The sequence below is a fragment of the Deltaproteobacteria bacterium genome (assembly GCA_016874735.1).
Lineage (GTDB): Bacteria > Bdellovibrionota_B > Oligoflexia > Oligoflexales > CAIYRB01 > CAIYRB01.
The window spans coordinates 1-10286 of record VGTI01000084.1; the positions used below are offsets into that span (position 1 = coordinate 1).

Consider the following 10286-nt stretch of genomic DNA (forward strand, 5'->3'; position numbering starts at 1 on the left):
GGTTTGATCACGAGGTTTGAGGATGGGGAAGGGACATGAGCCGTAGTAGCTTAGATGTCGCCTAGCGACATGTGTACATCATCCCGCCCATGCCGCCCGGTGGACCGTGGGTGAATTGGTTTTGGTAGGGCGCAGGCTGGGCCATACCCCCAACTACCTGTCGGTAGTGGCCGATGCTGCAAAAGCGGACCCTGGTTGCATAACATTTGTGCAATTAAAGGGTCTGGTCGGCCCCAGTCGACTCCTCGGACGAGCTCTGCACTGAAGAAAGAGCCAGGTGATGTCGGATACTTACATCTCAGGCCGGATACGGCTTTGCGGGTAATCAAGGGGTTACAGGTCTGGCCGTGCAAACTCCCGCAAGTCTGGTAAAATCATCCCTGGTGGTCCGGGAAGGTTGCACTCCGTAGCGGCTTAGCACCCGGAATTTGAGCCCGAAGGCCCTGGCCGTCGTCTCAGGAAAGAAACAACTCTTTTCACCAAGGTTTATCTTCTCCGCATGGGGAGCCCGTCTTTTTAGGCGGGCTTCTATTTTTTTAGCGCCAGCCGCCAATAGCCAGGACGCGAGCTCCGCTCAAAATAAGTTCGGGTTTATAGCTGCCACCGAGTCGCGTCGCTAGATGCTGACCCCAACCGCCGGTGGTCACGATGCCACCGGTGAGTTCTTGTAGGCGGTGCTGCCGCTGCAAGCGCTGGCGCACTTCGTTTACGGCACCAGCTGTCATCTCGATAGCAGCGTTGAGCATGGCGCTGCGAGTGTTGTTACCCAACCCGAGCCGAACTGATTCAGCGTTGAGCTCAAGCTCCGGATTAATATCAGGTAGCAGACTGGCTGCCTCGTGCAAACTACTAAGAGCCAGCTTGATTCCCGGTAGAATTAAACCGCCTAAATGCCGTCCTTTGGTAGTGACTGCATCTACAGTAGTTGCAGTTCCGGCCGCAATGACGACACCATAGTGGTCTTGGCAACGCCGATCGGAATCGCTAAGACTGGCAAGCCAGCCTTCAATTGCCGCTAATCTATCGATGCCAAGGTCTTTCAGTAGGTAGCCATCACCTCGGCGTCGGACCTGCCGCTTGCTTATTACTACGAGAGGCCACCCCAGCGCCGACGCCATCTGCATGAGTTGCTTGGTGCGCTCTGGTCTTACCGACGTTACGTGCAGAGGGACAGCGTGACCCTCGACGCGTAGTTTGAGCTGGACAAGGGCTTTACGAAGCGAGGTCTCGTCACTCTCGTGCACCACTTGATTGACCCAGTGGGCCGACTCATTGCGCGCATCACGGTAATAGGCAAGCTTGGTGGCAGTATTGCCAATGTCGCAGGTAGCTAGCTCTCTTGACTCCGCACTTTGTAACGCCCACCGCCATCCATGATCAGCGTTGCTAAGGGCTATGAGTTGATCGGGTGAGTCATAGTCGTGAAGGAGTTGTGCGCCGTCGTCCCGCAAAACTCCAAGGCGAGCGTATCGTCGTTCGCTACCAGTTCCCTTGTAAAAGATTTCATCCGGTGTCACAGCATATTCAGCGTAAGCTGTCACTACACGGTCCAGTGGCAACTCGGTCCAGAGCTCCCAAAAGCTCGCGGCAAACTTCTCGGCTAAGTCGTGAATTTCGAGGCTACGGCCAAGAAGGGAGTGCAGGGCCACGGCGCGGTAATCCCCGTCTTTGATGACAGGCGCATGATTGATATTTAAACCGATGCCAACCAGCAACTCACCAAACTCAGATCCGTTTATGCTGGTCTCTACCAAAATACCACCGAGCTTATGCCCACCAAACAAGATATCGTTTGGCCACTTGAGAGTGGTCCTCAGTCCAAACTCACGCTCAATAAACCTTGCCGTAATAACCCCAGCCTTGAGCGGCAAGAGCCCGTGATGCTCCGGCCCAACCCCAGGAGGCGGCAGAACCATCGTGGCATAAAGATTGCCACGTGGGCTAATCCACTCGTGACCATGTCGTCCTCGACCCGCAGTTTGCTCATCGGCCCAGACCATGAAAGGCGCAGCGAAAGGCGCAGCGCGCTTGCCTTCAAGTTCATCATCACGCAGCAACTGCGCCGCATGACGTGAGGTTGAATCTACAGTTTTTAGGTGCAGAACCGCTACGGCTGGCTTGCTCAATCTGAAACCCCTGCCACCGCCGGTGGCCGTCACAGGTCAAATAATAGGCTTAGGTCCGACCAACGCGCAGAGTGAATAATGGCGCCGGTGGATATAAAATTGACGCCTGTTAAAGCAATGTCGCGAACAGTGTCTAGGCGGACATTGCCTGATGCTTCGAGCAAAGCACGGCCGCGCACTGTGCGCACAGCCAACGCCATCTCAGATACCGACATGTTGTCGAGCATGATGAGGTCTGCGCCGGCATCAAGTGCCTCTTGCACCTCGCTCAGATTTGTCGTTTCGACCTCAATTTTAAGCGTCGGCGGTAGACTTTCAAGTAGACGGCTAACCGCGGCACTTATGCCACCAGCAGCGCGAATGTGATTTTCCTTCACGATGACACCGTCGGTTAAGCACATGCGGTGATTGCGCGCACCACCGATGACGGTTGCCGATTTTTCAAGTAGACGCATGCCTGGGGTCGTCTTGCGGGTATCCAGGAGTTGCACCTTGGTACCGGCAAGCTCTTTAACAAATTCACGCGTTAGCGTAGCAATGCCGCACATGCGGCCCAAAAAATTAAGTGCAACGCGCTCAGCTTTGAGTATCGATCTAGCGGAGCCGCTGATCTCGATAATTAGGTCGCCACGGTTTAACTGGTCGCCATTCTTCGCCTTGAGGTCAACTTTCAAGCTGGGATCGACCAGGTTGAAAACGGCCTCAGCTACCTCGACACCAGCAATGACTGTTTGCTCTTTAGCTATGATGCGAGCTTTGGCCTCCGTCGAAGCGGCCACACATAGATCCGTGGTCCAGTCGCCGAAACCCCAGTCCTCCTCGAGAGCACGAGTGATCATAGGGGTTAATTGAATTGCATGAATTGGCGCCATAGACCATCCTCCGGACTAAGCCCGGATCCTCGTCGAAGCGGCATCAATTGTCAACGAGGTGCCGCGCTTTCTCGTCAGCTAAACGCCGTAGCTCTGAGGTTAACACCTCGCGGGCTAGGCTCTTAAAATGACGCTCACAGTAGTCTTCGACAGCCTGCCGCACCCAGGTCGGCATTTGCGCCATCGTGATCTGACTCGCGGTCGCTGAGGCGGTGCCCTCGCCGGCAAAGGCAAACTCCGACCTTGGCGGGAGATTTTCGGCAAGTGGCAGTGGTGTTGCCAAGGCTGATGCGACTTGAGCTGATGTACGCGGCGGCGGTGGTGGTGGTGGTACGGGGGCACTCACCCGCGGATCGGCGCGTAGGTTGCCTAAAGACGGTGGCGCTGGCGCCGTCGTGTCAGCGTCAAATATCGCAAAACTCAGGTCAAACTCATCGTTCGTCAAGGGAGGCGGTGGTGCCTCCGGGGTAGCAAATACGCGACGGCCGCGTTGGCCCTCGAGTGTTTGCGGAATCACCGGAGGACGATGGGTGCCGCCTTCTAGGCTGACTTCGTTCACAGGCGGTAAGCCTGGGAACCCGCCACTATGGATCACGGTGGCATGCTGGGCACGGCTTGGCGGTGTTAAACCCAAGTCAGGCTCCCCAGAGGGGACATCGGTCGGCTGCTCGATGGGCTCGGCATCAAATGAAAAAAGGGAAACGGAATCGCCACCTACTGATGCCGATGGCTCTGGTGGCTGATTGTCGAGAAAGGCCAACGACAATGGTTTTGGCGGTAACGAGGTCGGTGGAGCCGAGGGAGGTGCTCGCATCGGGGGTGGGGGTGGGGTAGGTGCGGCGTGCAGACCCAGCAACTGATCGACGGCGGCAACAATGTCTGTGGATTCGAATGGCTTCTTGAGTACTTTGGCAAATCCAACATGACCGAGTGAGGCCTCGTCGACACCATCGTAGGACCCGATAAGTAGCAGCATCGGAACGCCACCCGCCTCGTTCCGCAGTCGGGCAAAGTCGTCTGGCCCACGAGCTCCTGGAAGGCTGGCGTCGATAATGATGGCGTCAGGCTTTTTATTGCCGACGGCAGCTAGTGCCTCAATTAGCGAGGCCGCCTCGACGAGTTCGACCGGTAACCTGTGAAAGGCAATGCGAATGACTTTCTGAATGGTAACCGAGTCGTCGGCAACAAGTAGGTTACGACGCATGCGACCCTCTGGCTGATCCGCGTAGCTAAGCCACGGGATTGTTGGTGACCAAACCTAATTATAGCAGAGGTTTGCCCCAGACCACACAGAGGCTGTGCTGAATGGTACCGCGTTTCAGCTGGCGGTGCGTTTTTTGAGGTTGGTACTTATGGCTAAAAGGATCAAATTTCTCAGGTGCCGGTTAGTCTCGGCCGAGGCCTGCAAGATTAGCTTGTAGTCGTTCATGGTGAAATGACCACCAGCGGCGCTGTTGAGTTCTAAGAAGCAACGCACGCGGAGGTTTTCTAGATAGACGAGCTTACTCTCATAAAGGCGCTTTAGCGTATCCACGTCAAGCCCGTGACCCTCGATGGGCCGCAGTAGCTCGCCCATGATCTCGCGATAGGTCGCAAAGTCGGTGGATTGATCGTTACGCATCGAAAAGCCTTGTAGAGTCGAGTCCATGAAATGCATTGGTTACTTGGTTTTCATCGGCCGACCGCCCGAATTCTTTAAAAGTTCGTGGACCTCCTCGCTGAGAGTAGTAACATAACGTCTTCAAACTGTTTGACGAGGTGGTTTCTTTTGGCAATCCAGCAAGGCAGCATTGCGCTCTCACGGTACCTGCTTATCGGTGATGGCAGTCGGCCCAAACTTTCTGATATGGCTGAAAGACTCGGCCTCTACCAGGCTGAACCCGTGGTTCTTGACGGCGTGAAGAAAGAGGAACAATGCGGTTGGGTGCGGCCAGTTGGCATCGATGGCGTCAAGGTCGACCTGCCACCTGATCACCCTTGGGACTTGCATGATTGCCGTGTCGCCGACGGCGTATTATTGCGCTTGCGCATCGAGCGGCGCAAGGTGCCGGCAACTTTACTCCAAGTTGTCTACAAGCAGCGGTTTTTTGCGATCAGCCAAAAGACCGGCAAGACCCCTGGCCCTAAAGAGCGCCGCGACCTGCGTGACGAAGTCAAGGCGGAGCTCATGTGCAGAGCGCTGCCTACGCTCAGTTATGTCGATGCATTCTGGCGCGACCAAGCTGGTGAGGTCATGTTGTTTTCAAGTAGCAAGAAGGCTAGAGCCCTTTTTGAAGGCCTCTTTCGCTCGACGTTTTCCGATTACATCGGCGCTCAATTAGTCGCCATGGAGCCGCTACTAATGGGCATGTCGGCGGCAGATTTGGCTGATTCGCGGGTTGCCAGTGAGGCTGTCAGTCGGCTATCTTTAGCGACTCCCGTGATCTTTGCTGAGCCATCGCCCCAGTAAATTCAAGACAGACGATACTAAATCGATCTCGTACATAGAGGACGCATATCGTGAGTGATGAGAACAAAGAGCCGCCAGTGTCGCCGGAGTCCACTGACAGTGCAGTAGCCGTAGCTGGAGGGCCAACCTTCGAGCGTCACAGCGAAACCGAGGGGAGTCGCTCTAGACCTGCTTGGTCCGAATGGAGTGCGGAGGATATCGGCGAGCGACTTTTTGAGTGGCGGGACTATACGCCGATCCCACTTATAGCTTTGGTGCTGTTCGCCTGTGAGCCGACCGTCAAATCTGCCGTCCTTGGTACCTTGATCGTTGTCCTAGGGGAGCTGGTACGGATTTACAGCGTGGCGTTTATTGGTTCCGTTTCTCGTACGCGCAATGTTGAGACAGCTGGATCTGCGCTCATAACCGGTGGTCCTTTCACCTATGTTCGTAACCCGCTATATGTTGGTAACTTCCTCATTACGATTGGCTTGGCAGTATTTAGCGGTGTGAGTTGGATCGTGTTCGTCGCCGCGGCTCTGTTCAGCTTTCAGTACTACTGCATCGTGAAGCACGAGGAGCGTCTCCTGATTGGCCGATTCGGCTCCGCTTACGAAGACTACATGAGCCATGTTCCTGCGTGGTTCCCGGCTAAGTGGCCTACACTTCAAAATCTTGAGTGGCCGATTACCTTCTCTCCGGCGCTACGCAGTGAGAGGCGGACGTTGCTCGCCATTGCCTTCATGCTGATCTCGCTGTCGCTGCTTAGTGGCTCGGCTCGCCAGCCCTTTTGAGTGGTTCAGGCGCCTAATATGAGGGAGCTCATCATCTGACGCGGTCTTTGGCGTAATCTCGTCAGGAGCGCGTCGACTCCCTCGTCTTCTTGCCACTGAAAGCCTCGCAGTCCGAGTTGCCGCCATGCAGTTGGCAGTCTCTGCCATCCGGTCTTGGCCCAGCTAAGTTGACGCTCGCGAGCTACTACTGTTGCGACCTCAAAGAGGACGCGGCGTGCTGAGCCCCGAGCTAGGAGAGCATCTAGGTAAAATCCCCAAAAACCGCGAGTCGCTCGCGTCAAGTTAAGGTCTTGCAGCAGGGTGACGATGACTGCGTCTGGTTTATCGCCCCATATCCCCTGAATGATGTCCCAAAGTTGTGTGAGCGCCACTGTTGGCTCAGAAATCACTTGTGCTTGAAATTGAGTAATAATGGCGGAAATAGCCTCGGGCGGCAGGGGAAACTTTAACGGTGCAGCTTTTTCTAGGGTTTCGAGGAGACTCTCACGCTGCTGCAGCATCTCAGTCAACACCTGGTCCCAATCGACTTTGGCCATTCTGGCGTGGAGCGGGTCCCAGAAGCTTGAGAGATCAGTGACCTCAGCCAAGTTAGTGGAAGAAAATTTGGACGAATCAAGACCAGTAGGCGACTCCTCCGTCCCAATATCTAAGGATCCACGGTCATTCAGAGGACCTGGTGACGCTGTGCTCATGCTCGTGCCGAAGGCAGCTTGAGCCTCACGGGCTAGAAGATGAATCCTTTCAGGGTCGAGTGAGCCAGGAGTTGGGCTGGCGGGATCGGCTAGGTTAAAATCAACAAGCTGAAGCACGTCCACATTTGGCGGCAGCACAGCAACACTCGTGCGCTCTGTCGAAATATCTGGGCGCTCCTGACCAGAGGAGTTGGAAGAGTCGGTAGTTTTGGAGCTACCCAGTTTGCGCAGAGACTTTGATACGCGAGTGCTAGTGGTGGTTTTGGGGGACGGGGTGTCGTCGCTCTTTGTTGCTGCAAGGGGGTTACGCGTCGCATTCGCTGATTTCAAGGCTGAGCCAACGCGACTAGGGGTTCGATCACGGCGAAAGCCATCGACCATGGATTGGAGTTTACTCAGACTCGAAGCCTTTGAACCAGGGTGCTCACTGTCGTCGCCGTCGCCCTTCGCTCCTTGCTCAGAGGGTGGGGCGCCAAGCGCCATAGTGTAGTCGTAGTCGTCGTCTCCGGAGCTGAGCCCGGCAAGCGACGTAGCCAGATCGGCGATGGAGCCACCATCCTCAGGTAGCGAGGCAAATTGCCCAGGGTCGGAAACGAGTGCCACGGGATTAGATTCGCTAATAATTTCTGGATGAACTTCGGCAGCAAGGACCTCCGGCGCAGATTTGTGCAGTTTGTCGCGTTCAAAACGCAGCACCCCAGCTTTTGCCGCTCGACCCAGTTTTTCGAAAGCCGCGATCAGAATGTCATAAGCGCGCAGATTTTTAGGCGCAGCATCATGCACCATCCCGACCACTCTGAGTGCTTCGGTGGGTGCCTTGGCAATCAGTGACTCGCCCAGATCTAAAACTCGCTCGGTCTTGTCCAGCTCGCTTGGTAATTCGCTAACTAGAGCCAAATACCGATCGATCATCGTTGATGTGGGTGTCTCAGCAACCTTTGCAAGGATCCGCTTTAGTCCATCTGTCATGAGACTCCTCCCTGACTGATGGACTATCGGTTGTCTTAGGGCTGAGCATTAGACTGAGCGCATCCAGCTCTCAACCTCGCGTGGCTCGCTAGGGATATCGGCTGATAAGTTACGGCAGCCTTTGGCTGTGACCAAAACGTCATCTTCAATTCTCACGCCAATACCGCGGTATTTGGCTGGGACGGTGAGATCATCGGGTTGAAAATAGAGACCAGGCTCGACCGTTAGCACCATCCCTGGTTGTAACTTGCCGTACTTATAGGATTCTTGGCGCGCCTGCGCACAGTCGTGCACGTCGAGGCCGAGCATATGGCTGACGTTGTGCAATGTGTAGCGCTTGTAATACTGATTCTCGGGTAGCAAAGCTGTTGCTGCGCCCATCGGTAAGAGGCCGAGTTCCTCTAGGCCTAAGGCCAGAACTTCCATGGCGACTCGATTGGGTTCCATGAAGTCGTTGCCTGGTCGAACGGCCCCCACGGCGGCCTTTTGAGCTTTGAGGACTAAGCTGTAAATTTCTAGCTGCTCTTTGCTGAACTTACCACCTATTGGCAAAGTCCTGGTGATATCGGCTGTGTACAAGCTATGACCTTCGACACCTGCATCAAGTAGCAGGAGATCCTTCGGGCGCAACTTGCCGTCGTTCTTCTTCCAGTGCAGAGTGCATGCATGCTCGCCAGCGGCAGCGATCGTGCCGTAGCCCACGTCGTTACCTTCTTGTCTAGCCCGTGCCCAGAAGATGGTCTCGAGCTCACGTTCGCTTTTAGCAACTTTAAGCACCCGGATCACATCTTCGAAGCCGCGTTTGGTTGATTTGATTACCGCTCGCAGCTCAGCAACCTCCTGATCATCTTTAATGAGGCGAAGCTCGCTCAGCGCATTGGCTAGCTCTAGGTCGCGCTCCTTATTGGTCTCTAGATGGGCTCCGCTCAAGACCCTTTGGCAGCGAGGTGAATAGTCTCTCAGCAGCCGGTGTCCTTTGGTTGCCTTGGACTTGGCCGTTGTTAAGTAGCTCTCCAAATCAGTGAGCGGTAGGCACTCGTCGACACCTGTCAGTACCTGCAACTCGGGCAGTCCCGGTCGTGGGCCCTCCCAAAGCTCGCCGTTCACGCGGTCGGTGAAGAAGCTCGAGTCTGTCTTGCCTGGGTTCGGCTCGCCAAAGAGCACTGATTTATGGCCCTTGCCGCCCTTGGCATTTGGGCAAAGCACAAGAACACACTCCGGCTCATGACATCCCGTAAGATAAAAGAAATCGGAACCGGCCCGGAACGGATAAAACTGATCATTAGCCCTCACTTTGCGCTCACCGGTCGGGATGACTAAGAGCTCCCGAGGAAAGAGAGCGCTGAGTGCCGCCCGTCTCGCTTTGTGATTGGCAAGGTGGCGGGCCGGGTTAGCGCGGGTGGGGCGAGTACGCCAATGGCGCAGCATAAATTGAACCAGATTTGGTGGAGTTGCCGTATCGTGGGCTTGCTTTGTTTCCGGTCGGGAGTTTTTAAAAGTGCTCACTCTAAGACCTCCATGGTCGGCCTGCGAAAAGCAGGCCAGTAATCTCCAGTTCTATTTCACCAGCTGGCCGCTGAGCCACAACGATGTCTCCCACGCGGCGTCCGAGCAAGGCCCGTGCGACCGGTGATTTATAGGAGATGCCGTCAGGGTGAAACTCGGTCTCACCCTCGCCAACTATAGTATAGGACTTCTCTAGTCCGACCTCGTCGACAATCTGCACGGTGGAGCCAAAGCTGACTCGGTCACCTGTCAGTTTTGCCGGGTCAACTAGCTGCACATCTTTGAGGAGAGTGCCCAAGTAGCGCAGCCTTTTATCTAGCTCTCGCAGGCGCTTTTTGCCGTATATATACTCAGCGTTTTCCGAACGGTCACCCTCGGCCGCGGCTATGGCGATACCCTGTACCACCTTTGGTCGTTCGACCAGGAGCAGCTCATCGTGCTCCTTCGCCAGCTCTTGGAAGCCCTGACGCGTCATGAGTCGCTTAGGTTTGTCAGTATTGGGTTTGATGGGCTAGGCCTTGCGGTAGCGGAGAACCTTATCAGGAATTTGCGTGTAGGTGAAAAGGCCATCGGAACGGTAAGACGGCGACATGATCACGTCATTGAAATGCGCCATAAAGTCTTCTTTAGTGATTTCAAAGTCGCCAGTACCCTCGACCGTAATCTTAAATGACTGCTTAGGATGCAGGGGCTCGATCTTGTGCTTATAAAAGGTGAGTCGGGGCGCGCTCCATGACGCGGCAAGGCCACGCCGCGTCGGAGTTGGTGTGCTTGGCTGCCTGCGGGATGGTAGGACAATCAACCCCCATTGCCCCAGCACCCGGGTTTGCTTCCCGGGCCAACCTGTCCTCCTCCGCAACCCACTCTCTGCCTAAATGGCAGGATTTCTCTGTACCAGG

10 protein-coding genes are annotated in these 10286 nt (G+C 55.3%); 2 read left to right on the forward strand and 8 right to left on the reverse strand.

Going from position 1 to position 10286, the window contains the following annotated elements:
* Positions 1-536 precede the first annotated feature (536 nt).
* From FJ146_17990 to FJ146_18005, 4 genes are all read right to left on the reverse strand, one after another.
* Complete coding sequence (locus FJ146_17990; protein ID MBM4253863.1) at positions 537-2159, reverse strand: biotin--[acetyl-CoA-carboxylase] ligase; 1623 nt, start codon at positions 2157-2159, stop codon at positions 537-539.
* Entirely contained in the window at positions 2156-2998 is an 843-nt protein-coding gene (gene nadC / locus FJ146_17995; GenBank protein ID MBM4253864.1) for a carboxylating nicotinate-nucleotide diphosphorylase, read from the reverse strand. Before nadC ends, FJ146_17990 begins: the two co-directional genes overlap by 4 nt.
* 43 nt (positions 2999-3041) lie before the next feature.
* On the reverse strand, positions 3042-4202 hold the full coding sequence (locus FJ146_18000; GenBank protein MBM4253865.1) for a response regulator: 1161 nt from the start codon (positions 4200-4202) through the stop codon (positions 3042-3044).
* Between the two features lie 114 nt (positions 4203-4316).
* Positions 4317-4619, reverse strand: coding sequence for a hypothetical protein (locus FJ146_18005; GenBank protein MBM4253866.1), 303 nt, complete (start codon positions 4617-4619; stop codon positions 4317-4319).
* 147 nt (positions 4620-4766) lie between these two features.
* Between FJ146_18005 and FJ146_18010 the strand changes: the two genes are divergently transcribed.
* Together FJ146_18010 and FJ146_18015 are read left to right on the forward strand one after the other, a co-directional pair.
* A complete protein-coding gene (locus tag FJ146_18010; protein ID MBM4253867.1) occupies positions 4767-5447 on the forward strand; it encodes a recombination-associated protein RdgC in 681 nt (226 codons plus the stop codon).
* A gap of 47 nt (positions 5448-5494) precedes the next feature.
* Entirely contained in the window at positions 5495-6220 is a 726-nt protein-coding gene (locus FJ146_18015) for an isoprenylcysteine carboxylmethyltransferase family protein (protein ID MBM4253868.1), read from the forward strand.
* A 5-nt stretch (positions 6221-6225) separates the two neighbouring features.
* Here FJ146_18015 and FJ146_18020 read toward each other — a convergent pair whose 3' ends face one another.
* From FJ146_18020 to FJ146_18035, 4 genes are all read right to left on the reverse strand, one after another.
* Complete coding sequence (locus FJ146_18020) at positions 6226-7881, reverse strand: hypothetical protein (protein MBM4253869.1); 1656 nt, start codon at positions 7879-7881, stop codon at positions 6226-6228.
* Between the two features lie 48 nt (positions 7882-7929).
* Positions 7930-9309 (reverse strand): aminopeptidase P family protein, encoded by a 1380-nt coding sequence (locus tag FJ146_18025; GenBank protein ID MBM4253870.1) that lies wholly within the window; start codon positions 9307-9309, stop codon positions 7930-7932.
* A gap of 79 nt (positions 9310-9388) precedes the next feature.
* Positions 9389-9862, reverse strand: a complete 474-nt coding sequence (locus FJ146_18030; GenBank protein ID MBM4253871.1) for a transcription elongation factor GreB — start codon at positions 9860-9862, stop codon at positions 9389-9391.
* Positions 9863-9898: 36 nt separating this feature from the next.
* Positions 9899-10207, reverse strand: a complete 309-nt coding sequence (locus tag FJ146_18035) for a hypothetical protein (GenBank protein ID MBM4253872.1) — start codon at positions 10205-10207, stop codon at positions 9899-9901.
* Positions 10208-10286: the final 79 nt, after the last annotated feature.